Genomic DNA, 25,782 nt, shown 5'->3' with positions numbered 1-25,782 from the left:
AGGAGATTTCAACAATACTTCTGCGTCCGACTTATACCCCAAAATTCGATGTTTTCAAATTTTTGTCATGTACTTAATGAAGAGAGTAAAGAAGGTTGTCCTTACAGGTGCGAGTGGTTTTGTAGGTTCGGACATACTGAATGAGGTTCTGAATCGTGGTTTTGAAGTGACTGCCGTGGTTCGTCATCCTGCAAAGATAAAGATACAAAATGAAAATCTGAAAGTAGTGAAGGTGGATGTGTCTTCGCTCAATGAAGTGGCTGAAGTTTGTAAAGGAGCAGATGCCGTTATCAGTGCATTTAATCCAGGATGGAGCAATCCTAATATATATGATGAGACAATCAAAGTCTATCTGACTATTGTTAATGGGATAAAGAAGGCAGGAATTAACCGTTCTCTGATGGTTGGCGGTGCCGGTTCTTTATTCATTGCTCCGGGATTGCGGTTGATGGATTCCGGCGAAGTTCCTGAAAATATTTTACCGGGAGTCAAAGCGTTGGGAGAATTCTATCTGAATTTCCTGAAGAAAGAAAAAAAGGTAGACTGGGTGTTTTTCTCTCCGGCAGCAGATATGTGACCGGGTGTACGTACCGGACGCTACCGTCTTAGCAAAGATGACATGATTATAGATATTGTGGGAAATAGCCATATCTCCGTAGAGGATTATGCTGCTGCAATGATTGACGAACTGGAGCATCCGAAGCATCATCAGGAGAGATTCATAATTGTATATTGATGAGAGAATAAATTAGAAAAAAAACGGCTTGAATCAACATGATATACATGTAATAATATTCAAGCCGTTTTTTATTTGGACACTGTTAAATTCAGATAAGTCTGTTTTTAGATTCTGTCAAGAACAGTCTTAATCAGCGTATCAATCGTATTCTTATATCCGGTATTGGCTTCCTTAATCAGCCGGTTGGCAATCACCATACAGACAGTCATCGCCTTATGTCCCATCAACCGGCTAAGTCCTGCCAAAGCCGAACTCTCCATCTCGAAGTTAGTAATCCTGAAACCTTTGTACTCAAATGCTTCAATCTTGTCATTTTGTTTCGGGTCTGCCAACGGCACACGAAGCTCACGTCCTTGAGGACCGAAGAAACCACCGGCAGCAATCGTAACACCACGCACCATATCATCTTTGGCAATCCGGTCAATCAGTTCTTCGCTGGCATCAATCACATAGGGAGCAGGGGCACACATATTTCCCGACCAACCCATATGATTAAGGAAAGCACGTTCGAAAGGCAAGTCACATACCTCATTGCGTCCGGCATAGAAATTCAATAACCCGTCAAAGCCGATAGACTTCTGCGAACAAACGAATGTACCTACCGGAGTATTAGGCTGTAAACCACCACATGTACCGATACGCACCAATTCCAATTGACGGAAATCATCCTTCTCTTCCCGTGTGTTAAAGTCGATGTTGGCGAGAGCGTCCAACTCATTCATGACAATGTCGATATTGTCGCAACCGATTCCGGTAGAAACCACCGTAATCCGCTTTCCTTTATATGTACCCGTGATAGTTTTGAATTCGCGGCTTTCCACTTCACATTCTTTGTTTTCGAAATGAGAAGCCACGAGTGCTACACGTCCGGGGTCGCCTACCAGGATTACTTTATCTGCCAGCCATTCGGGCTTTACGTGAAGATGGAATACCGAACCGTCTTCGTTGATAATCAATTCTGAGGATGGAAAGTACTTTTTCATGCTATTGAAAGGTTTTAGTTTTACAATATGATTGTATCTATAAATAGAAACGCCGGAACCAGATTTAAGTTCAGAAGAAGCATCTTTCTTTTTCCGTAGAAAAGGGAGAATACGTCTTGGAACTGAAATGAAACCGGGTTCCAGCGTTTACAGTAACTTATTTGCTCAATGGCTGGTTGCCAATGTTGCCGTTTGCCGGTTTGGCAATCGTTTCGCGCATCGAGGTATCTGCTTCGATATTTTTCATCCGGTAGTAATCCATGATACCCAGATTGCCGCTGCGGAATGCCTCTGCCATTGCTTTAGGAACTTCCGCTTCCGCTTCGATTACTTTCGCACGGGCTTCTTGTGCTTTTGCTTTCATTTCCTGTTCGGAAGCGACAGCCATTGCGCGGCGTTCCTCGGCTTTTGCTTGGGCGATATTCTTGTCCGCGTTAGCTTGGTCAATCTGTAAGGCGGCACCGATGTTTTTACCTATGTCGATGTCTGCAATATCAATAGACAGAATCTCGAAAGCTGTTCCTGCATCCAACCCTTTACGAAGTACGAGCTTGGAGATAGAATCCGGATTTTCGAGTACCGACTTATGATTTTCCGAAGAACCGATAGATGAAACGATACCTTCGCCTACGCGGGCAAGGATCGTGTCTTCACCTGCGCCACCGACCAACTGGCGAATGTTGGCACGTACCGTAACACGAGCCTTGGCAATCAACTGGATACCGTCTTTGGCAACAGCCGTTACAGGCGGAGTGTCAATCACTTTCGGATTAACAGACATCTGTACGGCTTCGAATACGTCACGTCCTGCCAAGTCAATGGCCGTAGCCATCTGGAAAGGCAGTTCGATATTCGCTTTCGATGCGGATACCAGTGCGTGGACGACTTTCTCGACGTGTCCGCCAGCCAGGTAGTGGGCTTCCAGCTCATCACGGGTGATGTTTTTCAAACCGGCTTTGTGAGCTTCAATCATGCCCGGCACGATGATATACGGCGGAACATTACGGATGCGCATTAGAAATAACTGTATCAGTGAGATGTGCACTCCCGATACTTTGGCCGACAGCCAAAGGAAGAAAGGCACGTAATGGAAAAATATTATCAGGAAGATAATACCTCCGGCTATCAGAAAGATAGGCAAGTAAAAAGATGATTCCATTGATAGTTTGTATTAGTGAATATTATTTTTTTGTCTCTCAACCATGATTGTTCCGTTGCTGATGCGGTTGACGATGATTGGGGTCTTTTCATCCAGGAAACCGTCCATTGATTTGACTTCAACGATTTTGTTGTTGATTTCCGCATAACCGATTTGTGCGAGACGGGTAGTACTGATACCTGTGTCACCGACTTTCACACTTTGTTCAGCGCTACGGTCTACCTTCGAGTCAATGTCTTTTTTCAAAGCCAGTTTATCCAGCATCTTCGATCGCATAAACCAGACCAGTGACCCTATACAGGCGACGGCCGATATACCCAAAGTGGCAAATCCTCCAGCCATTCCTATATTGGTAAATGCGTAGTAGTTGGCATAAAGTATGCAAACCAATGCCGAAATTCCTGCCAGGCTGATGCCCGGAATGACAAACAGTTCTACAAGAAACAGTATGACTGCGGCAATAATGAGAACGGTGATAATGAGTATATCCATAGTTCAGTGTTATTAATTTATTTCGTTTTTTCTGCGTTACGTACATTGATTTCCAGAGCATCCAGTTCGCCTGACATTTGCAATATGCGTTTTTCCAGGTCGAGGATGGCAGGAGCGATTCTTTCTTTTCCCTGCTTGTTGCTTGTGGAATATTGCTGGCGCAGGCTGTTCAATTTTTTTTCTTGTTGCTGAAAGTCTTTCTCCATCTGCCGATAGCGTTGGAAAAGCTGTTTGGCCTTGGCGGACTTGAAATCATTTATCTGATAATACGTTGTGTTGTCATCAATGACAAATTCAAAATCAACGACACGGCGTTCTTTCGGTTTGTGGTTGATAGCAGCTTCCAAGCGTTGCAATGCTTCGCTGATTTCCTGTTTGTCCTTCCAGGTTTCTTTCAATGAATGGATTTGTGCCAAGCGGATAATCTGCTTCTGATCCATCGCTTCGTAATTATATGTCTGCTTTGAATTATTCGGGATGAATACATAGATGCAGACTTTCCCTTCCGGTTGGAAGCGGTCGGAAGCAAACCAACCCAGATTATTATATTCGTCAATGACATACATATAATCATTGTATGGAGAATTGAACGGCATACCTACATTTTCCGGTACGAGATAGGTGTCGCTGTTCGTGTTGTAGCGGGTGACGAAAATGTCATATCCGCCCAACCCTTCACCGTCACTTGCATAATAAATAGTAATGCCGTCCGACATAACATACGGATAATTGGCATTGCCGGAAGCGTTGATGCTGCCGGGAAGCGGACGCCCGTTGCTCCATTCGTTCAGCAGCTTGTTTTTTGAGAATATGTCCAAATTCCCTCTTTCACCCTTTTCGCTATAATAGATTTTATTTCCGATTTCGGTTTCGTAAACAGTCCCTTCATGCTCCCCTTCTGTCTGGAAGAATTTGTTGAACGTGAACAGCTTGCCTGATTCTTCACTGATTTTATAAGCATTCAGAAAAGTAGCTTTATCCACAACGAAGCTGTCGATAATGCAAACATCTTCCACACCTTTCAGCATACGAAGATCTGCCTTGCTCTTTTCCAACAGCCCTTCTGCTTCTTCTGTCGGTCTTTTACGCTTCTTTAAGTCGGCTATATATTCTTCAAAACATTCTACCGCTTCTTCAAAGCGATAAGTTTCATTATAAGCCTGCCCCAAGTAGAGCTGACCGCTGGCTATGCGTTTCTTTACTGCCATTTCGAGTGGTTTTACCGCTTCCTCGGCTTCTCCGGTTTTCAGGCAACATACGCCATACCAATAATTATAATTTCCGTTGGAAGGTTGGGATTTTGCATACTTTTTGAATACAGGTTTGGCTTTTTCGTAGTCACCTTTTGTAAATAAGGTGCGCGCCTGTTCGAGTGTTTGCGCGGAAACTTCACCAAGGAAGAGACTGCAAAATAAAAATAGAATATATTTCCCTTTCATCGTTATTTATCGTTTATGAGTGACGGATTGTTTGAAAGTACTGCTACTTCCGGGCATCTGTCAATTTTTCAATTGTTCAAAAGTACAAATTTATTAGAAATAAACCCTTTTTCAGAGAATCTATTATGTTAATTCTTCTTTAAATCATTCTTTTCGCTTACTTTTGCAGCCGATTTTTGAAGATATGGCACAATTTACAGAAGAAGAGAAAACCATTCGCCGCATTGATAAGCGGTTCAACAAAGGAGTGGTGCAATATGGACTGATAGAAGAAGGTGATAAAATTCTCATCGGATTGTCGGGCGGGAAAGATTCGTTGGCGCTTGTAGAACTGTTGGGCAAACGCGCACGTATCTACAAACCTCGTTTTTCTGTCGTTGCCGTCCATGTGGTGATGCGGAATATTCCTTATCAGAGTGATACTGAGTATTTGAAAGCGCATTGTGAAGCCTGCGGAGTGCCTTTTCTTCAATACGAGACTTCATTTGACCCTTCTACGGATACGCGTAAGTCTCCCTGTTTCCTTTGTTCGTGGAATCGGCGTAAAGCCTTGTTTACGGTTGCCAAGGAGCAGGGGTGCAACAAGATTGCTTTGGGGCATCATATGGATGATATTTTGGAAACATTGCTGATGAATATCACTTATCAGGGTGCGTTCAGTACTATGCCGCCCCGGTTGGTGATGAAGAAGTTTGATATGACGATCATCCGTCCGATGTGCATGGTTCATGAATCGGATTTGATAGAATTGGCGGCTTTGCATGGCTATCGGAAGCAGGTGAAGAACTGTCCTTACGAATCGCAGTCCAGCCGGAGCGATATGAAAGGTGTTTTGCGGCAACTGGAAGCGATGAACCCGGAAGCTCGATATAGCCTTTGGGGAAGCATGACGAATGTACAGGAAGATTTATTACCGAATAAAATAGATTAAAACAGATAAATTAGAATAGATTGTTATGAAAGGAATATATACAATTTTGTTGCTCATCGTGTCTAATGTCTTTATGACATTTGCCTGGTACGGACATCTGAAAATGAAACAGGAATATAGCTGGTTCGCAGCTCTTCCGTTGATAGGTGTGATTGCTTTCAGTTGGGCGGTTGCTTTCTTCGAGTATTCATGTCAGATACCGGCGAACCGCATCGGATTTATCGGCAACGGCGGCCCGTTTTCGTTGATGCAGTTGAAAGTGATTCAGGAAGTGATAACTCTTGTCATCTTTACAGTGTTTACAACTGTGTTTTTCAAGGGTGAAGCGTTGCATTGGAATCATTTGGCGGCGTTCGTTTGTTTGATTGCGGCGGTGTATTTTGTGTTTATGAAATAAAATACTCTTTTTGAGGAATATAAGATTATAGGATAAGTGCTATACTTTGTTAGCCTTATCCTATTTTTAATTACTTGATAGATTTAAAAACCTTATCAATACACCGTTTCTTCTGCTCCATGTTTGGATGAACATAGAGATTTAATGTAGTGGTGATATCTGAATGTCCAAGTATTACACTTACGGTTTTGTAGTCGCAGTTGCTTTCAATACAACGTGTAGCGAAGCTGTGACGTAGTCCGTGAAATTTCAGTGGGGGAATATTGAGTTGTTCCATCATTCGTTTGTAATAGTTGCGATAGGTGCGTGGTTCAGTTGGCTTCTCTTCATTAGTAAGTACATAGAACTTGCCGTTTACGATTTTTTTCAATGGGCGTAACATCTTTAATAATTCCTTGTTCATAGGAATATCACGGATAGAGTTCTGAGTTTTAGGTGTACCGATAATGATTTCTGTATGTCTTTTTTCACCATCCAATATATAAATTCGTTCAATGGTTTTCCGAATACATATTACTCCATTGACAATGTCCACATCATCCCAAGTCAGTGCGCAGATTTCACCTATTCTCATTCCTGTGGTCAGGCAAATATAGATGCCTAAATTTCGAAAAGTGAAGTGTTCGCTTATATACTGCAATATTGCTTTGTGATTAGCAATGTTGAGTACATTTAGTTGTTTGTTTTCCTGTGGTGTCGGGAATTTGATGCACCAATCCTGATGGGATAATATACCAAGTTTTACTCCAAACTTCATTACCATTTTTAGTACAATGAGTATATCCTTTACACTTTTTGCGCTTAGTCCTTTCTGAAGTTTCTGTAAGACAAACTCTTGTACTTCGTTTTCGAGTAACTCATACTTATTTCCAAACATAGGAAGTATGTGGTTTTCTAAGATTAGGGCATACGCTGAATATGTTGAGCTTTTCACATATTTACGTTTGTCTTCTTTCCACATAATGGTAATTTCTTTAATTGTTTTCTTTGCTGTCATGCTTTCATAATTTAAATAGATTAATATTCTTGTAAGATAAGGATTAAGGATTTTATGAAGGGATATTTCCTTTTTTGTTTTTGATTTTTTAGATGTTCCAAATTTGAGATTCCCGGAGTTTAAGGGGGAGTGGAAAAAGAAACATTTAAGTGAATTAGTCGGGGATATAAAAGACAGAATTTCGACTTCATCTCTTTCTGTTGATAATTATGTATCAACAGAAAATATTCTTCAAAACTTTCAAGGGGTGACTCTAGCTACTTCTCTTCCTCATAACACCAATGTAACTGCGTTCAGAAAGGACGACATTCTTTTTTCTAATATAAGACCATATTTAAAGAAAATTTGGTACGCCAGTTATGATGGCGGTTGCAGTACCGATGTGTTTGTTTTTAGAAATAGTGGTATGTGTTCAGCAATGTTTTTATATCATTTAATTGCCAATGATAAATTTATTAATTATGTAATGTTAGGCACAAAGGGTACAAAGATGCCAAGGGGTGATAAACAACAGATAATTCAATATGTAGTCTATCTTCCATCAAAATTGGAACAGAATAAAATCGCTACATTTTTATCTCTTCTTGACTCTCGTATTGAAGCTCAAATCAAAATAATTGAAGACTTGAAGTTGTTAAAAAAAACAATGAGTCAAAACATTTTTTCATTAAAGATACGCTTTAAAGATGAGGAAGGAAATGTTTTTTCTAGTTGGAAATTAAGAAAACTAAGTGATGTACTAATTATTCAAGGTGGATATGCATTTAAAAGTAGTTTATTCAACCAAGGAACAAATAAAGTTATAAGAATAGGAGATATCCTACCAATAATTAAGTTGTCAAATTTTTCAGGAATATATTCTTCGGAAACACCTAACGAAAAGTATATTGTTAGAAAAAACGATTTTGTTATGGCTCTGTCTGGTGCTACTTTTGGTAAAGTTGGAAAAATTGAAGATAAGGGAATAGCATATATAAATCAACGAGTTGCAACTTTCCGAACAAAACAGTGCTTAGAATTTTTCTATCAATTAGTTCAAATAAATAATTTCAAGAATTATATTAGCTCTATTCCAACAGCTAGTGCGCAACCTAATATATCCAATGATGACATAGGAAATTATAAATCATATATTCCAGATGTAATGGAACAAACAAAGATTGCTGGATTTCTTTCAACTATTGACAATAAAATAGAAACAGAAAGGGCGATATTGGATGCATATGCCAAACAAAAGCAGTATTTATTGGCAAACTTGCTTATATAAATAAATTTGCCAATAAATACTGCTTTTGTTGCATGAACTTCGTCATTACGTTTGTTTCAACAGATATTTTATCTTCAATAGAATCCAATAGACAAGAAATCTTCTTTTGGTTTTCTTTAGCAGGTATGGGAATCCGTAATGACATTAAATCTTTTTTTTGAATATTAGGTAGGCCACTACCAACTCTAAGAGCCATAATCATTTTTTCATTTGATTTCAAGTAATGATATAAATATTTTTCAGTCAGTTCTCCCTTAATATTTTGGAGTGTATAACAATGACCGCCACTCCAAAAATTTTCTTTATTATACTGTACATAACCACATGAATTTCCCCCTTCACTTATAGATATTGTACCTGCATTTGTATTATATGAATTATAATATCCAGAAGGCTGCGTACCACCATTCATAACGTAGTATTTCCCATGTTTTAATAGATTATCTAAATTAACCTGATGTCCTTTAATGATATCACATAAGTTGCCCAAATAATTGTAGTGTGTAGATTCCTCCAAAATGTAATATCTTATCCCTTTAATTAGAGATTTATATTTCTCAATTATTTTGCTTTGGGTAGCAATACGCTCTTCTATTAGTTGTAGTAATTTTGCGACTTTTGTTTGTTCTTTGGTGGACGGAATAGCAATTTTAATAGATTTAATTTGTTCAAAATTTAAGCCTTGTCTATTTCCGCCTGCTTGAAAACTATCTATTTGTCTTTGACCATAATTGGACAATAAAAAGTTGCAGAGAAATGAAGATATGAGATTTTCTTTAGTACGAATAATGCAGACATGCTGATTAACATTACCACCTACTACTTGCTCATTCACTAATGCACTACGTCCAATAGATGCTCCTGTAATATTAAGCAACACGTCTTCTAATTTTAACTCTGTGCTCTTTTGACGTAGATGTGTCTCTTCGTCAATAAAAGCAATATCATCCAATATAAGATGTCCCAAGCCTACATTCTGACTACGAACAAAAGAATGCCCATCCATTTTATATACAGATTCGCCTCCTCTTGGCGTTACACCACTACCCACTTTGATAGCCAATTCCCCAATCGTACATTTTTTCCACTCCCCCTTAAACTCCGGGAATCTCAAATTTGGAACATTGAGGTTTTTTGTATTGTTATTATTTGCCATAACTGTTATTCTTCATTTAAGGTTAAAATTGAATGAAAGGATATCGTTGTCATCAAACCGGTCAAAGTCAGAACAAAATAACCTGTCTTGTACAATTCGATATTTTTCGAACTCTGATTCTGCAAAAGATTTAGCAAACTCTGCGGTAACTTTACCCGCATCAATCAATACTGCATTATCTCCAGCTTCGAGGATAATATCTATTCGTCTTGCCCAATCTTCCATAGTCATAGGGATATGCCGTTTTGCCATACGTTCAGCCATATCTAGAGTCGCGTTGACCAAACGTCCCATATCCTCTAATTCTAATTCATTCAAATAATTTTTTGCTATGCTCACATCAGGTTTTACAATTTTCCCGTCAGGGGCATTTTCCCAGGTTGTCAATCCCATATTTTCTTTTTGTGCATTAGCTCGCTCTACTATCAGTTCAGCAGCAGTATGACCATGTACGGCAAAGTGCATTTTGTTTTGCATTTTCTTAAAAAATAGACGAGTAGTTGGTGCATCCTTATTGTAGTCGATGGCTGTGGCGTATATATCGGTCAACTTCTGATAGAAACGACGTTCGCTTAATCTTATCTCCCTGATTTCGGCAAGCAAATGCTCGAAATAGTCTTCACCAATGAATGAACCATTTTCCATTCGCTTTTTATCAATAACATACCCACGTATGGCAAATTGCCGCAATATATAGGTTGCCCATTGGCGGAATTGAGTGGCACGGACAGAATTCACACGGTAACCAACAGAAATAATAGCATCGAGCGAATAGAAAGAAGTTTTGTAGGATTTGCCATCTGAGGCAGTTGTTTCCAAAATGGAAATAACTGATTTTTCTGAAAGTTCACCTGTATCGAAGATATTCTTCAAGTGTTTACTGATGGCAGGAACACCTACGTCGAATAGTGTAGCCATTGCCTTCTGCGTGCACCAAATTGTTTCGTCTTTATACGTCACTTGTACACCGTTTTCTTTACCGTCCATCACGAACATGAGGAACTCGGCTGTACTATTTTTTATTTCAAAATTCTTCGGCATCGTTATTACTCTATCAATCCAAGTTCTTTCAGATAAACATTTATTTCTTTGTCTAAATCAGCTCGTTTAGCTTCAAGTTCTTTGATTTCAGCCATTACTGCATGTATGTCAATGGGCTCTTCTTCTTTGAACGTGCTTACGTACCTGCTAATATTAAGGTTGTAACCGTTTTGCTCAATCTCGTCCATAGACACCCGTCGGGAGTATCGTTCTTCCTCTTTTCGGAATTGATATGTTTCTATGATTTTCTGAATATCATTAGGCTTACCGTCTTCTCCTTCCCGCAGGCGATTTTGTCTCTTCTCCTTTTCAAAATGTTCACTGGCATTGATGAAAAGAACATCATCAAATTTCTTACATTTCTTTAATACTAAAATGCAAACCGGAATCCCTGTAGAAAAGAACAGATTAGAAGGTAAACCTATCACTGTATCTATATTATTATCTTTCAGTAGTTTGGTGCGGATACGTTCCTCTGCTCCACTGCGAAACAATACTCCATGTGGGAGTATGATAGCCATTGTTCCTCCATTGGACAAGAAATGGAAGCCGTGCAATAAAAATGCAAAGTCAGCAGCCGATTTAGGTGCAATGCCATAGTTCTTGAAACGGAAATCTTCTGTTAGCGTATCATTGGGCTCCCAGCGTAAACTGAAAGGGGGATTTGCAACGATGGCGTCGAATTCCATCTTTTTTGCAGGATTCATTTCGTTCAGAATATTCCAGTCATTGATCAATGTGTCGCCATGGTGTATTTCGAATTCTGTATCTTTGAGTCCATGCAACAGCATATTCATACGGGCAAGGTTGTAGGTGGTAATATTCTTTTCTTGTCCATATATTTTCCCAATACTTCCTTCGGTTTCCACTAACTGTCTGCGGACATTCAATAATAGGGAACCGGAGCCACATGCGAAGTCCAATACTCTGTCTAATTTATTTTTTTCTCCTAATGCCGGGTCTTGACTATCTAAGATTACAATTTTAGATAAAATAGTAGATAGCTGTTGCGGGGTATAAAACTCTCCGGCCTTCTTTCCCGAACCTGCGGCAAACTGACCGATAAGATATTCATAAGCATCGCCTAAGATGTCTGTATCTGTTGAGAATCTGGCAATTCCTTCTGCTATTTTTTGAATAATAGTGCAAAGTTTTTTATTTCTATCCGAGGCTGTTCTGCCTAACTTTTCCGAATTCAAGTTTATTTCCGAAAACAAACCTTGGAAAGTACTTTCAAATGACTCATTTTCAATGTATCTAAAGCCTTCTTCAAGTGTTTGTAGCAACTCTCCATTCTGAGTACGAGCCATTTCTGAAATGTTACTCCATAAATATTGAGGTTTTATAACATAATGAACTTTACGGCGCATTTGTTTTTCAAATTCCGGTACGTCCATTTCATTTGCTTTATACCATACTCCTAAAGCTTTATGTTTGTTGGCTTCTTCCAACTGGGGATAATCTCTCCCCAATTCTTTCTTTACAGCTTCTTCATAATTATCAGACAGATAGCGTAGAAAAAGAAACGATAGCATATAATCACGAAAGTCATCTGCATTCATTGCTCCACGCAACCCGTCTGCTATTTCCCAAAGGGTTTTACCTAATTGTTTTTGATCTTGTACAGTCATATTTAATTTTTCTTTTTTTCTTTGTTAATCGCATCAATCACTTCTTTTTCTTCTTCAATTAGAAGAATAGGTAAGTCAAATTGATATTTATCCAAAAATGCTCGCAATATCTTTATAAAAAGAATTTTGTTGTCATCCCCCATCTCTACGGGTTCATAAATAGAATATTTTCCATGGCTTAGTAGGTTTAGTGCTCGTGAATAGAGTACTTCATCCTCTACTCCATGAATACATTTTGAAAAGTCGTCATATCCGAAGAACGTAGATGTCTTTTCTAAAATACTGCGTAACATATTGAAATGATAAGTGTTGATTTTACCCGACTCCATCACTTGTTTGAGTTCGCTCAATATGGCTATATGATGGAAAAAAGGTGTTTCGTCAGTTGCCTGTAGAGTATATCCGTCAGTTCCATTCTTATGTAGAAAATATCGTTTGCATGGTTTTTGCTTTAATTCATTGTAAACGACGTTGAAAAATAAACTGTGGTGAGATGAAATAACAGATTTGACCTTATCTTTTCCTCTTTTTAATAACTGAGATAAATCACTGGCTACAGCAATAGCATTATTGTCATCCAACGAGGAGATTGGATCGTCTATGTATATGTATTTAACCCAATTGTAAGCTTCTGCACCATCTATTGTCAGTTCGCAGATGGCAAGAAAGATACACCAGATAAAAATATTCTCTTCGCCACGAGAAATTTTAATATTGTTCTGAATGATATACTCAGGCTCTTTGTTGTTAAACTTATGTTTGGGATTGGGAATCTGCTTGCTGAAGCTTATTTCCCATTTTTCATAATCAAATTTGAAGTCAAATTCCGCATAGCGTTCTAGGTATGCGAAGATTTTCTCTTCCAGGGATAATTCTTTAAATGCATTGAAGAATTTTGAATCAGCATTTATTTTAAGAACGCGATCCATATCATTTTCCAAGTCATTGTCCCAATGAAACAGATCTTCGGTGAAAGCATTAAAATAGAGAGTGTCTCCGTTTATTTTCTTTTTTCCTTTATTCTTAAACTCTATAGATAAACGGGTTTTCCCTGTTCCATTATGAGCGTAGAGCAAGACAAAATCATGTTCAACCAGATCGCCACGTAACCTTGCGGCTAATCCCGACAAATCTTTATATTTATATATTTTAGGTTGGTTACTCATATTCTTTTCTTTATGTTATTCATAAGCGGCTAATCCTGAAATCTCACGCCCTTGAGCTTGTTTTTTTAAGTGAGGGACTAAGTCTGCCATCAATGCAAGTTCTTTCGTCCGGCGTTCTTTCCAGCTTAGATCTAATGGTTCAAGGAGATCCGTTAGTTTTTCACCGTCGAAAATCATGCGTTGCATGATTTTGTCTGTAAAATCTTTTAAGGCAGACGCAGTTAACCCGTGCTTGTTTGCGATATTGGATAGCTCTTTCTCGTTTTTTTCTATCTTAAAAGCATTGTAACCATCATGTAGCGATTGTACATCTTGCCCATTATTCCAATCCAAACTTTTTATGTATTCAGTTAAATCCTCTTGTTCATCCATCAAATTAGAACTTGAACAAAGCAGGTTGATGATTTGTGCTTTTGTCATTTTCTGTTTAGATGGTTTCTTTTGAGTGCTGTCAGCAATTAGTCCCATGATGTAATCATAGTCAATCAATGCTGAGGAAAAAAGTACAAACTCAAAATCAAGTTGTTGTATATCTATGGGGATATTATCACCGCCTTTTTGTTGTATTTCCCTAAATTGCTTAGCCGTTTCTATGTACGAACTTTTGAATGAACGGTAAGTATTTTCTGGCAATATCTCTTCAATTTGAGTTTGTTGTTCCTCGTTTAAGTCTGTATATTGGTCGAGCTGGGTTTTTAACCGTTGTACTTCCTTGAAATTTTTGACAAAAGCGATTCGCAAAGTATCCCCCTTCAAATTATACACTTCCTGGGGTTCGCAGGCTAAATTATTTTGTCGCATGAAATCACCTAAAGCTGCTACGGCTTTTTTATATTTCTCAATTACTACAGGAGCCGGATCAACTAACCAGATTTTTTTCGCCTGCTCTTCAGATTTTTCTCCTGAGAATAAAGCGATAGCTTCGTTTACGGCATTTTCCTGGTGGCGGAAATCTAAAATATTTCCGTATGGTTTAGTATCGTTTAATACACGGTTAGTACGTGAAAAAGCCTGTATCAGTCCATGATATCTTAGATTTTTATCTACATATAAGGTGTTCAGATATTTGGAATCAAAACCTGTAAGTAGCATATCTACTACAATGACGATATCAATTTTATTCTTGTGAGGATAATCCGCATTACTGTATTGTTGGTCTTTGATGCGCTTTTGTACATCTTGGTAATACAAATCAAACTCATTAATGCTGTGATTTGTTCCGTATTGTTTATTATAATCCTTGATAATACTCTTTAATGCTGCTTTCTTTTCATCAGGATTTTGCTTGTTGTCTTCTTTTTCTTGCTCCAAGTTTTCCTGAATTTGCTGAATATCTTTATTTCCCTCTGCCGGAGGTGAAAAAACGCAGGCTATATTTAGAGGTATATACTCTTTGTTTGTTTTCTGCTTTTGTTTCTGGATTTCTTTGAAAAGGTTATAATATTCTATAGCATTGTTTATAGAAGCGGTTGCCAGAATCGCATTGAACTTCCTCGAATTAGTTGCGGCATTGTGCTTAGCTATAATAGCCTCAATCACTGCTTGTTGAGTAATGGTTTCTCCGGGTTTAGGATTAATGTTCCCTTTTCCTTTAAAATATTCTACATGAAAACGCAATACGTTTTTGTCATCAATTGCGTTTGTAATGGTATATGCATGTAGTTCCTTTTCGAAAATATCTTTAGTAGTCTTGTTGGAGGCATGTTCGTCCTCTATAGTCTTTTGTGTTGCGTTATCATTGAAAATAGGTGTCCCGGTAAAGCCGAACAATTGAGCATTAGGGAAGAATTCCTTAATAGCTTTATGATTCTCACCAAATTGTGAACGGTGACATTCATCAAAGATGAAAACCATTCGTTTTTTACTCAATGAATTTAAGCGTTCTTTATAGTTCTTTTTATGGTTTCCATCCAATGCCAAACCCAGTTTTTGGATGGTCGTTACAATGACTTTATCTGCATAATCTGTAGAAAGTAGTCGCCTTACAAGTGTTTCGGTATTGGTGTTTTCTTCTACACTTCCTTCTTGAAACTTATTAAACTCTTCACGGGTTTGCCTGTCCAAGTCTTTGCGGTCAACAACGAAAAGGCATTTTTCTATGTCCGGATTATCTTTCAATAATGTGGAGGCTTTGAAAGAAGTAAGCGTCTTTCCACTACCTGTAGTGTGCCATATATAACCGTTACCCCGATTTTGATGAATACAGTTTACAATTGCTTTTACTGCATAGATTTGATAGGGGCGCATAATCAATAGTTTTTGCTCGCTTTCTACCAAGACCATATATTTGCTAATCATTTCCCCCAATGTACATTTAGGTAAGAATAGTTCTGCAAAAGAGTCTAAATGTCTGATTTTTCTATTCCGCTCATTTGCAAGTTGATACACTGGTAGAAATTGCTCGTTGGAATCAAAACTAAAATGTTGATTTTGGTTGTTGGCAAAGTAGCGGGTGTCGCTCCTGTTACTAACAATGAATAACTGCATAAAACAAAGTAATGAGTTGGTATACCCGTTGCCAACATCGTTTTTGTAATCAACAATTTGTTGTATTGCTTTCCTTGGTGATACTTCTAATGTTTTTAACTCGACCTGAACTACTGGGATACCATTAATAAGAATGATAACATCATATCGATGGTTACTATTTCCAGTGTTTATTCTCAATTGGTTGATAACCTCATATTCATTTTTGCACCAGTCTTTTATGTTTACCAATGTATAATGTAGAGGGGTGCCATCTTCACGTTGAAAATAATTCCTTTCACGCAGCAACTTCGAAGCGGCAAATACATCAGGAGTTATAATTTCGGCTTTCAGCCGTTCAAATTCGTTTTCAGTCAGTCTTACCCGGTTGAGAGATTCAAACTTTTCTCGGAAGTTTTGTTCAAGAGAGTTTCTGTCGCGAATATCTCTGCGATAGGAGTATTTGAGCTCTTCTAACTTTTTTATAAATAGTTCTTCTATTTGGGCTTCTCTCATCATCTCAAATGATATTAATTAATGAAATAAAGTTTTCAAAGATAACGAATAATATCCAAATATTCGGAGATGATTCTAAAACTTTTTTGTTCTTGAATAATGTACTTTATTTTTATAAACCGTTCTCCACTCTTTTCACATAAAACTTATCCGTTCATTCACAGTTACTTTCTGTGAATGAACGGCATTATTTCCACTCTTCACCATCCTTCATCCTCTTCACCAGATACACATTCCCCAACCTCGTATGCTGCCAGATGATACCTGCTGCGGTCAGGATTTGTGCCAATTGGATAGGAGTACAGCTACGAAGTATGGCCGGAAAACTCTTTCTCAATTCCTGATGAATAATAGCGGCGGAGAGCGACAGGCAATCCGGTTTATCCATCGCGGCAGGCACGTATGTGCTGCGCACAATGTCTTCTATGGGATTGACGCGATAATATGCGCTGTTATGACGCAGCAAGGCATGTTCTTCCTCTTTACTGAACCTGTGACGGGCGCCTGCAAGCAGTTCCTCTTTCAGTTGGGCATAGATTTGCGAATGCTCTATTTCGGTGCAGTCTATATCGTGCTCCACTTCAATACAGATGAATCTGCGGCTACCCGTCGGGTCACGGAGCAGGTCGGTACGGTTACTTGTTCCGATGAAAGAAGCGATACGGGGGGAACGACCGGAAATTTTTCTGATAGGCTTTGCATATGTTGAGGCTGGATATTTGCATCAGATTTTTTGAGGTGTTCGATGAAACGATGACGTTTGGCGATTCTTTCATCAACACCCGTATTTTTTGCCAGGCGTTTCGAGTTATATTCTAATGTCTTCATATTTTTCTTCTTTGTTAAGTAAATAAATGTTGTTTTTTCGACCGGTTGATGCTGTTAAGGTATAACATGGAATATGGGGTTTGTAAGTATTTGGCTAAGAAAATGTTTATTTTCTCCTGAAACGAAAAATATGCTTTCTTATGCTGATATGCCGTTACTTTGTCGTATCTTTAGTGCTTATTTGAGGAAAGCCGACTAGAGTTGTCCGGTTGGCTGACTATAGTTGACTGAACAGCCGATTCCAGTTGTCCGAGTAGCCGATTCCAGTCGTCCTATGATGAAGTTACACATTTTAATTGATAAGAAGTAATGGCTATTGTATTTGATTGGTATGAAAATCCTAATGCATCTTCGGAAGAAGAAGAGGCAGCGTTACATCCCCGTATCTTTATGAATGGTAAGGTGGATACGGATATGCTTTGTTACAAGATTCATTCATGATTACAGTTCGTTTCCGTCCTGACACTAGTCTGAAAGGACATTCCGTTGACGTCCGTGCCAGTCAGTCCAAGTACGTCCGTCATTCGGAGAAGGTTTCGGGAGTGGAGATTGATATGCTGTTGAAAGAATATTTTGCCGGACATCAGATGATGACCCGTCGGGAGTTTCAGGAGATTTGCGGCACATCCTTCACGATAAGTCGCGTTTCTGCGATGGTAAGCGTTTCCGCGATGATGTCCGGTCGTGAAGGATGTGAAAAAGGCTTTTTATTCGGGTTGTCACACGAAATAATTGATAGCTTGTTACTTATCCTAATGTGAAGAGAATGAAAGAGAAGAAACGGATTTTATTTCGCTATGTACTTTTTCATTCCTTCCGTGTAGTAGGTTTTGAACTCTCCGTTTTCTCCGCTATAGATAAAGTAAGCGTCAATCTCCGGGTTCGCCTTGCAGAAAGTCTCCGCTTTTTCCAGTCCCATCACCATGAAGGCGGTAGCCAGGGCATCGGCGGTCATGCAGTCCTTGGCGATTACGGTAGAGGACAAGATGCTGTGCTGTACCGGATAGCCCGTTCTCGGGTCGATGGTATGGGCATATTTCTTGCCGTCTTTGTAGTAATAGTTGCGGTAGTTGCCGGAAGTTGCCAAGCCTAAGTCTGAAATTTCGAGTATTGTTTGTAGGTCTTGGTTTACGGCCAGTGAGTCGTCGACGGGTTTGTTGATTCCAATGCGCCATAAATTATTGGAAGGATTTTTACCTTTTACTACTACCTCACCGCCAATGTCTACCATATAGTTTTTTATACCTTTCCGGTCGAGCAGACGTGCTACTACGTCTACCGAATACCCTTTGGCTACTGCGCTACAACTCAACATGATACGCGGATCTTGCTTGATAACTTCACCGTTCTCCAAGTTCACTTTTTCATATCCGGTGATTTGTAGCAGACTGTCTATCATGATTGAATCCGGGAAAGCTCCTTTCTTGAAACCGAATCCCCAAGCATTGGCAAGAGGGGCTACCGTGATGTCGAAAGCACCTTTTGTTTCGCGTGATATTTCCATCGAACGGTTGAAGCAATTTTGAAAGAAGCTGTCGGTAACCAATTCTTCGTTACGGTTTACACGACTAATGACAGAACTGTCGTTAAATGGCGATAGAGAATTGTCAAAACGTTGCAGTTCGGCTTCGATTTCCGGTTTTAAATCGCCTTCATGCTCGTAGGTGATTTTATATACAGTTCCGAATACCAGACCTTTGATACTGTAGTAGTTAGTTTGCTGGTTGCGTCTGGCCAATATCCAGATGGTTGCCAGAATCAGGAAAGCCAGCCAAAGGAAATTCTTCTTTGTTTTCATACGCTCTTTTGTTTGATGAGAAAACTCTTTTTATTGGAAAAACAGATGTTCGATTAATATTTTGATTCCGATAATGACCAGGATGATGCCACCCCATAATTCTGCCTTTAATTTCCGTGCCAGTCCACAACCGCATTGGATACCGAAGATAAGTCCGATTAGCGACAGGACGAATGAAACAAATCCTATGATTAGGATAGGGGACAGGATTCCATTATAGCCCTGCACTCCTAGAAAGGCAAACGAAATGCCCACGGCCAGCGCGTCGATGCTTGTTGCTATTGCCATGGTGAATACCACTTTCAGGCTTGCCGGATTGAATAACTGACAGCATTCTTCTTCTTTGAAAGATTCCCAAATCATCCTGCCGCCAAGGAAAGCAAGAATGGCAAAGGCAATCCAATGGTCTATACTTTCTATGAAATGGCTGAAATTTTTGGCAAACATCCATCCGATAAAAGGCATGACTGCTTGAAAAAGCCCGAACGCAAAAGCCATGACCAGCATAGGTTTCCATTGGGTACGTTTCAGAATAATGCCGCTTGCAATCGAAACGGCGAAGCAATCCATTGCCAAACCTATTGCAAGCAACCAAATCTCTAGTCCTGTCATTGTATTCTAAAGAGGCAATTTATAAATGAGGGAATAGGTGATTCCCATATTGTTCGATTTAAACTTTCCGTAGCCGGGCACATACCACGGGTCGCCGTACTCTCCGGTAGAGGCGCTTGTCTTGTATTTCATGCGTACCGACCAACCCATGTTGAAGTTCTTGTAAATACGCACTTTGACACCTAAAACGATTTCCAGCCACTGCACCGAACCTTTCATTCCCAAATGACTGAAAGGAACGCTTCCGCCCCAGTAATTGTCTTCCAGACTGGGGTTGCCTATAACATCTCCCCAGATAGGGTCGCCTGCGGGCATGGTGGATACATCATATTTGAAGGAACTGAATGCGTAGCGAAGACCTGCATACAAATAACTATTCTTCTCTTTCTTCTTTGCCATGGTGTTGTAGTCCACACCGATTCGGAAGAATGGAGCAACTTTGCTTTTGTAGTGGATGCCCGTTTCGCTCCAAGTGTCTGTTCCACCCATACCGAATTCTATGGTAGGGATGAATTTGTTTTTGAGGTTGACTGCCACGCTGATTTCGGAACTCATGAAGTCGCTACCAAGAAGTTTGCTTCCCGGGCCGTATAAGTCCACACCGATGTATGTACCATTGTAAAAAGGAATGGTATCTACTTCGACAACCTTATTCTTTTTCTGATCTCTTTTGGGTGTATGGGTGGGACGTTGCTGTTGTGCCGACAACGGAAGTCCGATGTAGAAGAGTAGAAAAAGGCTAGTCAGCCGTATCCGGTGTGCGGTCACGATATTTAAAGAATATCTGTAGATTCTCAATTTCATTACTATTGGCTTCTTTATTTCTAAGATAGATAGAGTCTATTTTCTCCGAACTATTGGCTCTGTTTCCGAACTTGGCACTGATGATATTTTGTTTCATCATATATCCGCATTCCATTGATTGGAAATAGGGAGTATTCTGCTGTACGATATACAAGGTATCTACATCGTCAGGATTGTCTACCGGATTGTATTGGAGAATAAACACGGTAGAATCGCTGGTATAGCGTAACGGCAGCATTATCTTATGCACTTTTTTCTCGTTGTTGAGAATAATTGAGTCTGTTCCCAATGCTTTGATTGTCAGCGAGTCAAGCGTGTCGTTTAACACCTTGGTCGGGTCTAGGCTCTTGTCTATGGTCTTGAATGTGCAATACATCATCGGGCGTCCCGCCAACGAACAATCGTTCTCGTCTGAGCATGAACTATGGATGCTCACAGCGGCACCGACGATTATCAATAGGAGAAAGATACGAACTAAATTCTTCATAGTCAATTATTGAATGTGAATCAAATTTTCTTTTCTATCTGATAGTTGTTCCGTTCCGGTGCGTTGCGCGAGATTAGTTCGCCAAGGAATCCGGCAAGAAACAGTTGTGTACCTATAATCATAGCCGTGAGTGACAAATAAAAATAGGGAGAGTCGGTCACCAGTCGGTAGGGCAGACCGTTGGACATGGCGTATAGTTTGCTGACGCCTACGATGACGACAGAAATCATTCCTACGAGAAACATCAAAGAACCCAGCAATCCGAAGAAATGCATCGGCTTGATTCCGAATTTGGAAAGGAACCAAAGGGAGAGCAAGTCCAGATAGCCGTTGACAAAGCGGTTGAGCCCGAATTTGGTAGTGCCGTACTTGCGTGCCTGGTGATGTACCACCTTTTCACCGATTTTCTTGAATCCGGCGTTTTTTGCCAAATAGGGGATATAGCGGTGCATCTCACCGTACACCTCGATGTGTTTTACTACATCTTTGCGATATGCTTTCAGTCCGCAGTTAAAATCGTGCAGGTTTTTGATGCCCGAAACTTTGCGTGCAGTGGCATTGAACAACTTCGTAGGCAATGTTTTGGATAACGGGTCATATCTTTTTTGCTTCCAGCCGGATACGAGGTCGTAACCGTCTTGGGTTATCATCCGGTAGAGTTCGGGAATTTCGTCCGGGCTGTCCTGCAGGTCTGCGTCCATCGTGATAACCACGTCACCCTGGGCTTCGGCGAATCCACAGTAGAGTGCAGGTGATTTGCCGTAGTTGCGTCGGAACTTGATTCCTTTTACGTGTTCTGATTGTGTCTTGAGTTTTTCTATCACTTCCCATGAGTGGTCGGTGCTTCCGTCGTTAACGAAAATCACTTCGAATGAGAATTCGTTGGCTTGCATTACCTGTTCTATCCAAGCGTAGAGTTCGGGTAGTGACTCTTCTTCATTGAATAATGGGACTACAACTGATATATCCATCTTTTTATTACTAAATTACGAATTACAAATTACGATTGAGCAGGCTCGTCGCTTCCGGTTTTAGCTCTTTTCATTACCATTAATGCGGTAGGGATGGCAAGGAGGCTTCCCCAGAATACATCCCATGATAATAGTTGCATGGTGATATTTATGGAATTGAGTGAACGGGCACTGTCTATCGTCTCTTTTATAATCTCTTTGTTTTCAATCAGGGCGGGGGTGTTTGCCATCAGTTCGTCCCATAGTTGTGTATAAGAATTGATGATAAAGCCGTGGTCGATAAACTGGAAATAGATGTAATGGGCTACAGCTACCAGCAAGGAGGCAAACATATACAGAAATATAGTAAAAAGGACAGCATGCGAAAACTGGATACTTCCCCCACAAATTTTATCCCGGTACATTCTCACATAATAATATCCGATAAATGGTACGGATAATGTCAGGATTAGAAATAAAAGCGAAAGGAAAGGTATGTGGAATCCCAGCGGAAATAATATGAACTTCAATATCCAATAGATTCCCATGTACGTGCCAAAATGCATGGCATATTTTTGTAAATAGCTTCTGTTCTCTGTCATCTTCATTTATAAATTGCGCACAAAGGTACAAATAATATCGGTTGGTAGGGAAAATCTGGTTGTTAAAGTTGATAAAGCAATAAAAGTTGCTGGCCGGGATTTTTTTTGTATTTTTAATTGCTTGAAATGTAGTCTGTTAGTTTTTTTATGTGAAAAAAGTTATCCATATCTATTGCAGGATTCATAAAAATGCCTACCTTTGCAACCGCAAAACGGGTAAGTCCTATACGGCCAGCTCCCTTCGAATCCTCCAGGGCTTGATCGCAGCAAAGGTAGTTGGTTGTAGCGGCGCGATATAGTTAGCTTACCCACCCGCCTCTTTAGCTCAGTTGGCCAGAGCACGTGATTTGTAATCTCGGGGTCGTTGGTTCGAATCCGACAAGAGGCTCAAAAAATGGACATACAGACAGTTCACGAAGGAAAAAAGCATTCAGGCAAATACCTGAATGCTTTTCTTTTGTATACATATGGGAAATGCCGATTTACTTAATTCTCTTATATCCATACACAGCCAAATCGCCAAGCTCTTCTTCGATACGAAGCAGTTGATTGTATTTAGCCATACGGTCTGAACGGCTCAAAGAGCCGGTTTTGATTTGTCCGCTGTTGGTAGCTACTGCGATGTCGGCAATAGTAGCGTCTTCCGTTTCACCCGAACGGTGAGAAGTAACCGTAGTGTAACCGTGACGGTGAGCCATCTCAATAGCGTTCAATGTTTCGGTCAACGAACCGATTTGGTTTACTTTGATCAGGATAGAGTTGGCGCAACCCTTTTCGATACCCATTGCAAGGAAATCGACGTTTGTCACGAACAGATCGTCACCTACCAATTGGCAGCGGTCACCAATACGTTCAGTGAGTTTCTTCCAGCCGTCCCAGTCGTTTTCACTCATGCCGTCTTCGATAGAGTCGATAGGATATTTGTTGATTAACTCTTCCAAATAGTCGATTTGTTCCTCGGCGGTACGTTTCTTGCCTTTTTCGCCTTCAAACTTAGTGTAGTCGTAAATACCGTCATGGTAGAATTCGGAGGAGGCGCAGTCCATACCAATCATTACGTCTTTGCCCGGTTCATATCCTGCTGCTTTGATAGCGGCGAGAATAGAATTCAGAGCGTCTTCCGTACCTTTCAGGTTGGGAGCGAAACCACCTTCGTCACCTACGGCGGTGCTAAGACCACGGTCTTTCAAGACTTTCTTCAATGCATGGAACACTTCAGCGCCCATACGCAAACCTTCTTTGAAAGAAGGAGCACCTACCGGGCGAATCATAAATTCCTGAAATGCGATAGGAGCATCGCTATGTGAACCGCCATTGATGATGTTCATCATCGGCACAGGCATTACATATGTATTTGTTCCACCGATATAGCGGTATAAAGGAAGGTCTAAATAGTTGGCAGCAGCTTTGGCTACGGCAAGAGATACACCGAGAATAGCGTTGGCACCCAAGTTTGATTTGGTCTTGGTGCCATCCAATGCCAACATTGCGTAGTCGATTCCTCTCTGGTTGAGTGAAGACATTCCGATCAATTTCGGAGCAATGACTTTATTTACATTGTCAACCGCTTTTTGTACACCTTTTCCACCATAGCGTTGCTTGTCACCATCGCGAAGCTCCAATGCTTCGTGTTCACCTGTGGAAGCACCCGACGGCACTGACGCACGTCCCATAATGCCTGATTCCAATACTACGTCAACTTCTACTGTGGGATTACCTCTTGAGTCGAGAATTTCTCGAGCTACAATTTTTTCAATTTTCATCGTTTCTATTGTTTTTGAATAAGATTTTTGCAAAAGTACGGACTTGATGTGGAGCCATTAGTCCGTCCTTATATTATAACGACGGGACGATGCTTTTTGTTTGAATGTAATGAAGGAAATGTGGAGTGACAGGGAGTTTCCTGTTTGAAATTTGTTCGGCATTATGAGGATTCTTTTGGTGGATGTTTTCCCGAAGGAGGTTCGGTGACAGTGATAGGAGTAGAATACATCGAAGAGGATTGTAATAGACCATGATTGAGGGATAAATTTCAGTAGCCATGGCTGATAATTCATCGAACTTCGCTATATTTGCAATGCATACTTGTTGGTTAAATCAGAATATGGAAAACTTCAATTCATATATGGACAATTTGGATATGACTGTCTGGCATGAGATCTGTTTGCAAAACGGAATGGTAAAGCATTATCGGAAAGGAGAGGTTTTTGTCTGGCAGGGAGATGTCATCAAGTATTTTGGATTTATCAGGAAGGGATATTTCAAATACACGATAACGGACACTGAAGGTTACGAACATATTACAGGGTTTGTATTCAGTAATGGTCTGGTTGGTGATTTTCTAAGTTCCGTAAATAAGGAATCTGTTAAAACCAATATCATTGCAGCGACAGATGCGGAGGTCATACAATGCTCGGTCACCGTATTAAAACACCAACTTGCGAATTCACCGGAACTGCATCGAATCTTGGCAGAAGGCTTGTTTCGACAAGCTTATATGCGGTACTTGGATTTGCATGGATCGTCGCCCAAAGCGCGTTATCTTGCTCTGCTGAAGCGATGTCCGGATATATTGCAAAACATTACTCTCAAAGAAATGGCCTCTTATCTACAAATAACGCCTACACATCTGAGCCGTATCCGGAAAGAACTGACATTCACCAATAATACATTGGAATAAAATTCTCCGCTCCTATCTTCAGCTAATATATTTTTTCCTTTTTCTGAATTTTATGTTATGCTTGTAGTTCTCAACCTATGTTGAGAATCATTTGTCTGCTATGCCTTAATTTTGTGTTCATCAATTTAAATATAGACTCGTATGAAACCTTTAAGAATCACCCGCTTTCTACTACTGATTCCTATGGCGACATTCTTTGTATGGACGTTCAATTCTTGCCAAGTTGTAGAATTAGTAATCAGTGGTACAACTTATTATGAAACGGAAATTACTACGAAAGACAATCAATTGATTGCCGGACAAATAGGCGGCCAACGTTCCTCTAACCTGCCTTCCGGAACCAAGACCATCAGCATCAAGACAGAAGAAGGAAGAAAAAAAATCAAGAGTGAGGAAATCAAATACATGACGCTGGCGCGTAAGAATCATCCGGAAAAACGACAGACATTAGTATATGCGGAATTCAAGATGCCATATACAAAGAAGGGCGAACAGAAATTTCGCACATTCAAGAATTGGCAGATATTGAACAGTGTAGGCGACCATCTTCTCATAACTGCGTACGGGGGCTGACTAAAAAGTCCCCACCGAAAAAAAAGTTCTCTCTATCCGCTGATATGAGAGAACTTTTATGTATATTT

The 25,782-nt window shown here is 40.0% G+C and carries 26 protein-coding genes, 1 tRNA gene and 1 pseudogene; 9 read left to right on the top strand and 19 right to left on the bottom strand.

Annotation, left to right across the window (positions count from 1 at the left end; genetic code table 11):
- The first annotated feature begins 76 nt into the window (after positions 1–76).
- Positions 77–736: pseudogene (locus NSB03_RS15560) on the top strand (NAD(P)-dependent oxidoreductase).
- A gap of 107 nt (positions 737–843) precedes the next feature.
- Here the strand turns inward: NSB03_RS15560 and NSB03_RS15555 are convergent.
- The 4 genes from NSB03_RS15555 to NSB03_RS15540 all read right to left on the bottom strand — a co-directional run bounded on the left by NSB03_RS15555 (position 844) and on the right by NSB03_RS15540 (position 4,812).
- The gene (locus tag NSB03_RS15555) at positions 844–1,722 is read right to left on the bottom strand and encodes a nucleoside phosphorylase (protein WP_024988058.1); all 879 of its coding nucleotides are present in this window, start codon (positions 1,720–1,722) and stop codon (positions 844–846) included.
- A 157-nt stretch (positions 1,723–1,879) separates the two neighbouring features.
- Positions 1,880–2,881 (bottom strand): flotillin-like protein FloA, encoded by a 1,002-nt coding sequence (floA, locus tag NSB03_RS15550; RefSeq protein ID WP_024988057.1) that lies wholly within the window; start codon positions 2,879–2,881, stop codon positions 1,880–1,882.
- Between the two features lie 12 nt (positions 2,882–2,893).
- Complete coding sequence (locus NSB03_RS15545) at positions 2,894–3,373, bottom strand: NfeD family protein (RefSeq protein WP_024988056.1); 480 nt, start codon at positions 3,371–3,373, stop codon at positions 2,894–2,896.
- Positions 3,374–3,390: 17 nt separating this feature from the next.
- Entirely contained in the window at positions 3,391–4,812 is a 1,422-nt protein-coding gene (locus NSB03_RS15540) for a tetratricopeptide repeat protein (RefSeq protein WP_024988055.1), read from the bottom strand.
- Positions 4,813–4,996: 184 nt separating this feature from the next.
- On the opposite strand from NSB03_RS15540, the gene NSB03_RS15535 reads away from it, so the two are divergent.
- Both NSB03_RS15535 and NSB03_RS15530 read left to right on the top strand, forming a co-directional pair.
- Positions 4,997–5,743 carry a PP-loop family protein gene (locus NSB03_RS15535; protein ID WP_024988054.1) on the top strand — a complete coding sequence of 249 codons (747 nt, stop codon included), beginning with the start codon at positions 4,997–4,999 and terminating at the stop codon, positions 5,741–5,743.
- A 25-nt stretch (positions 5,744–5,768) separates the two neighbouring features.
- Positions 5,769–6,140 (top strand): DMT family protein, encoded by a 372-nt coding sequence (locus NSB03_RS15530; protein WP_024988053.1) that lies wholly within the window; start codon positions 5,769–5,771, stop codon positions 6,138–6,140.
- Positions 6,141–6,210: 70 nt separating this feature from the next.
- Here NSB03_RS15530 and NSB03_RS15525 read toward each other — a convergent pair whose 3' ends face one another.
- A complete protein-coding gene (locus tag NSB03_RS15525; RefSeq protein WP_024988052.1) occupies positions 6,211–7,137 on the bottom strand; it encodes a tyrosine-type recombinase/integrase in 927 nt (308 codons plus the stop codon).
- A gap of 103 nt (positions 7,138–7,240) precedes the next feature.
- Between NSB03_RS15525 and NSB03_RS15520 the strand changes: the two genes are divergently transcribed.
- A complete protein-coding gene (locus NSB03_RS15520) occupies positions 7,241–8,404 on the top strand; it encodes a restriction endonuclease subunit S (protein ID WP_194229371.1) in 1,164 nt (387 codons plus the stop codon).
- Here NSB03_RS15520 and NSB03_RS15515 read toward each other — a convergent pair.
- The 7 genes from NSB03_RS15515 to NSB03_RS15485 form a co-directional block, all read right to left on the bottom strand.
- Positions 8,397–9,560 (bottom strand): restriction endonuclease subunit S, encoded by a 1,164-nt coding sequence (locus NSB03_RS15515; RefSeq protein WP_194229372.1) that lies wholly within the window; start codon positions 9,558–9,560, stop codon positions 8,397–8,399. The two genes, NSB03_RS15520 and NSB03_RS15515, sit on opposite strands and share 8 nt — an antisense overlap.
- 12 nt (positions 9,561–9,572) lie before the next feature.
- On the bottom strand, positions 9,573–10,601 hold the full coding sequence (locus NSB03_RS15510) for a virulence RhuM family protein (RefSeq protein WP_024988049.1): 1,029 nt from the start codon (positions 10,599–10,601) through the stop codon (positions 9,573–9,575).
- A gap of 5 nt (positions 10,602–10,606) precedes the next feature.
- Positions 10,607–12,232, bottom strand: a complete 1,626-nt coding sequence (locus NSB03_RS15505; RefSeq protein ID WP_024988048.1) for a type I restriction-modification system subunit M — start codon at positions 12,230–12,232, stop codon at positions 10,607–10,609.
- A 2-nt stretch (positions 12,233–12,234) separates the two neighbouring features.
- Entirely contained in the window at positions 12,235–13,398 is a 1,164-nt protein-coding gene (locus tag NSB03_RS15500; RefSeq protein ID WP_135038111.1) for an AAA family ATPase, read from the bottom strand.
- A 15-nt stretch (positions 13,399–13,413) separates the two neighbouring features.
- Positions 13,414–16,383: a type I restriction endonuclease subunit R gene (locus NSB03_RS15495; RefSeq protein ID WP_024988047.1), complete on the bottom strand. Its 2,970-nt coding sequence runs from the start codon at positions 16,381–16,383 to the stop codon at positions 13,414–13,416.
- A 184-nt stretch (positions 16,384–16,567) separates the two neighbouring features.
- Entirely contained in the window at positions 16,568–17,005 is a 438-nt protein-coding gene (locus NSB03_RS20900) for a DUF3874 domain-containing protein (protein ID WP_473665760.1), read from the bottom strand.
- Positions 16,945–17,208: a hypothetical protein gene (locus NSB03_RS15485; RefSeq protein WP_024988045.1), complete on the bottom strand. Its 264-nt coding sequence runs from the start codon at positions 17,206–17,208 to the stop codon at positions 16,945–16,947. Before NSB03_RS15485 ends, NSB03_RS20900 begins: the two co-directional genes overlap by 61 nt.
- Before the next feature lie 309 nt (positions 17,209–17,517).
- Between NSB03_RS15485 and NSB03_RS15480 the strand changes: the two genes are divergently transcribed.
- Together NSB03_RS15480 and NSB03_RS15475 are read left to right on the top strand one after the other, a co-directional pair.
- Complete coding sequence (locus NSB03_RS15480; protein ID WP_228099305.1) at positions 17,518–17,649, top strand: HU family DNA-binding protein; 132 nt, start codon at positions 17,518–17,520, stop codon at positions 17,647–17,649.
- The gene (locus tag NSB03_RS15475; RefSeq protein ID WP_024988044.1) at positions 17,646–17,969 is read left to right on the top strand and encodes a hypothetical protein; all 324 of its coding nucleotides are present in this window, start codon (positions 17,646–17,648) and stop codon (positions 17,967–17,969) included. The genes NSB03_RS15480 and NSB03_RS15475 overlap by 4 nt, the downstream gene beginning before the upstream one ends.
- A 26-nt stretch (positions 17,970–17,995) precedes the next feature.
- Here the strand turns inward: NSB03_RS15475 and NSB03_RS15470 are convergent, their stop codons facing one another.
- From NSB03_RS15470 to NSB03_RS15445, 6 genes are read right to left on the bottom strand one after another with little or no spacing between them, the layout of a single operon-like run.
- A complete protein-coding gene (locus tag NSB03_RS15470; protein WP_135038113.1) occupies positions 17,996–19,006 on the bottom strand; it encodes an FAD:protein FMN transferase in 1,011 nt (336 codons plus the stop codon).
- 30 nt (positions 19,007–19,036) lie between these two features.
- Positions 19,037–19,618: a manganese efflux pump MntP gene (locus tag NSB03_RS15465; RefSeq protein ID WP_024988043.1), complete on the bottom strand. Its 582-nt coding sequence runs from the start codon at positions 19,616–19,618 to the stop codon at positions 19,037–19,039.
- 6 nt (positions 19,619–19,624) lie between these two features.
- Entirely contained in the window at positions 19,625–20,422 is a 798-nt protein-coding gene (locus NSB03_RS15460) for a DUF6048 family protein (RefSeq protein WP_257466497.1), read from the bottom strand.
- Entirely contained in the window at positions 20,358–20,909 is a 552-nt protein-coding gene (locus NSB03_RS15455) for a DUF6452 family protein (protein ID WP_024988042.1), read from the bottom strand. The genes NSB03_RS15460 and NSB03_RS15455 overlap by 65 nt, the downstream gene beginning before the upstream one ends.
- 20 nt (positions 20,910–20,929) lie before the next feature.
- Positions 20,930–21,880: a glycosyltransferase family 2 protein gene (locus tag NSB03_RS15450; protein ID WP_024988041.1), complete on the bottom strand. Its 951-nt coding sequence runs from the start codon at positions 21,878–21,880 to the stop codon at positions 20,930–20,932.
- Between the two features lie 29 nt (positions 21,881–21,909).
- Entirely contained in the window at positions 21,910–22,467 is a 558-nt protein-coding gene (locus tag NSB03_RS15445) for a DUF4199 domain-containing protein (RefSeq protein ID WP_121766148.1), read from the bottom strand.
- Positions 22,468–22,775: 308 nt separating this feature from the next.
- Between NSB03_RS15445 and NSB03_RS15440 the strand changes: the two genes are divergently transcribed.
- Positions 22,776–22,849, top strand: a tRNA-Thr gene (locus NSB03_RS15440).
- A gap of 94 nt (positions 22,850–22,943) precedes the next feature.
- Here NSB03_RS15440 and eno read toward each other — a convergent pair.
- Complete coding sequence (gene eno, locus NSB03_RS15435) at positions 22,944–24,224, bottom strand: phosphopyruvate hydratase (RefSeq protein ID WP_024988040.1); 1,281 nt, start codon at positions 24,222–24,224, stop codon at positions 22,944–22,946.
- 341 nt (positions 24,225–24,565) lie between these two features.
- On the opposite strand from eno, the gene NSB03_RS15430 reads away from it, so the two are divergent.
- Complete coding sequence (locus NSB03_RS15430; RefSeq protein WP_024988039.1) at positions 24,566–25,141, top strand: Crp/Fnr family transcriptional regulator; 576 nt, start codon at positions 24,566–24,568, stop codon at positions 25,139–25,141.
- A 141-nt stretch (positions 25,142–25,282) separates the two neighbouring features.
- Positions 25,283–25,714, top strand: a complete 432-nt coding sequence (locus NSB03_RS15425; RefSeq protein ID WP_128824420.1) for a hypothetical protein — start codon at positions 25,283–25,285, stop codon at positions 25,712–25,714.
- The last annotated feature ends 68 nt before the right edge of the window (positions 25,715–25,782 follow it).

This window comes from Bacteroides acidifaciens, from assembly GCF_024623065.1.
In the GTDB taxonomy this organism is placed as follows: domain Bacteria; phylum Bacteroidota; class Bacteroidia; order Bacteroidales; family Bacteroidaceae; genus Bacteroides; species Bacteroides acidifaciens.
The sequence above is the reverse complement of the archived record's forward strand: the minus strand, read 5'-3'. Positions and strand labels throughout refer to the sequence as shown.

Excerpts from the sequence above, each read along its gene's own strand:
- NSB03_RS15555 (WP_024988058.1), bottom strand. The coding sequence starts at position 1,722 with ATGAAAAAGTACTTTCCATCCTCAGAATTGATTATCAACGAAGACGGT.
- floA (WP_024988057.1), bottom strand. The coding sequence starts at position 2,881 with ATGGAATCATCTTTTTACTTGCCTATCTTTCTGATAGCCGGAGGTATT.
- NSB03_RS15545 (WP_024988056.1), bottom strand. The coding sequence starts at position 3,373 with ATGGATATACTCATTATCACCGTTCTCATTATTGCCGCAGTCATACTG.
- NSB03_RS15540 (WP_024988055.1), bottom strand. The coding sequence starts at position 4,812 with ATGAAAGGGAAATATATTCTATTTTTATTTTGCAGTCTCTTCCTTGGT.
- NSB03_RS15535 (WP_024988054.1), top strand. The coding sequence starts at position 4,997 with ATGGCACAATTTACAGAAGAAGAGAAAACCATTCGCCGCATTGATAAG.
- NSB03_RS15530 (WP_024988053.1), top strand. The coding sequence starts at position 5,769 with ATGAAAGGAATATATACAATTTTGTTGCTCATCGTGTCTAATGTCTTT.
- NSB03_RS15525 (WP_024988052.1), bottom strand. The coding sequence starts at position 7,137 with ATGACAGCAAAGAAAACAATTAAAGAAATTACCATTATGTGGAAAGAA.
- NSB03_RS15515 (WP_194229372.1), bottom strand. The coding sequence starts at position 9,560 with ATGGCAAATAATAACAATACAAAAAACCTCAATGTTCCAAATTTGAGA.
- NSB03_RS15510 (WP_024988049.1), bottom strand. The coding sequence starts at position 10,601 with ATGCCGAAGAATTTTGAAATAAAAAATAGTACAGCCGAGTTCCTCATG.
- NSB03_RS15505 (WP_024988048.1), bottom strand. The coding sequence starts at position 12,232 with ATGACTGTACAAGATCAAAAACAATTAGGTAAAACCCTTTGGGAAATA.
- NSB03_RS15500 (WP_135038111.1), bottom strand. The coding sequence starts at position 13,398 with ATGAGTAACCAACCTAAAATATATAAATATAAAGATTTGTCGGGATTA.
- NSB03_RS15495 (WP_024988047.1), bottom strand. The coding sequence starts at position 16,383 with ATGATGAGAGAAGCCCAAATAGAAGAACTATTTATAAAAAAGTTAGAA.
- NSB03_RS15485 (WP_024988045.1), bottom strand. The coding sequence starts at position 17,208 with ATGAAGACATTAGAATATAACTCGAAACGCCTGGCAAAAAATACGGGT.
- NSB03_RS15480 (WP_228099305.1), top strand. The coding sequence starts at position 17,518 with ATGGCTATTGTATTTGATTGGTATGAAAATCCTAATGCATCTTCGGAA.
- NSB03_RS15475 (WP_024988044.1), top strand. The coding sequence starts at position 17,646 with ATGATTACAGTTCGTTTCCGTCCTGACACTAGTCTGAAAGGACATTCC.
- NSB03_RS15470 (WP_135038113.1), bottom strand. The coding sequence starts at position 19,006 with ATGAAAACAAAGAAGAATTTCCTTTGGCTGGCTTTCCTGATTCTGGCA.
- NSB03_RS15465 (WP_024988043.1), bottom strand. The coding sequence starts at position 19,618 with ATGACAGGACTAGAGATTTGGTTGCTTGCAATAGGTTTGGCAATGGAT.
- NSB03_RS15460 (WP_257466497.1), bottom strand. The coding sequence starts at position 20,422 with ATGAAATTGAGAATCTACAGATATTCTTTAAATATCGTGACCGCACAC.
- NSB03_RS15455 (WP_024988042.1), bottom strand. The coding sequence starts at position 20,909 with ATGAAGAATTTAGTTCGTATCTTTCTCCTATTGATAATCGTCGGTGCC.
- NSB03_RS15450 (WP_024988041.1), bottom strand. The coding sequence starts at position 21,880 with ATGGATATATCAGTTGTAGTCCCATTATTCAATGAAGAAGAGTCACTA.
- NSB03_RS15445 (WP_121766148.1), bottom strand. The coding sequence starts at position 22,467 with ATGAAGATGACAGAGAACAGAAGCTATTTACAAAAATATGCCATGCAT.
- eno (WP_024988040.1), bottom strand. The coding sequence starts at position 24,224 with ATGAAAATTGAAAAAATTGTAGCTCGAGAAATTCTCGACTCAAGAGGT.
- NSB03_RS15430 (WP_024988039.1), top strand. The coding sequence starts at position 24,566 with ATGGAAAACTTCAATTCATATATGGACAATTTGGATATGACTGTCTGG.
- NSB03_RS15425 (WP_128824420.1), top strand. The coding sequence starts at position 25,283 with ATGAAACCTTTAAGAATCACCCGCTTTCTACTACTGATTCCTATGGCG.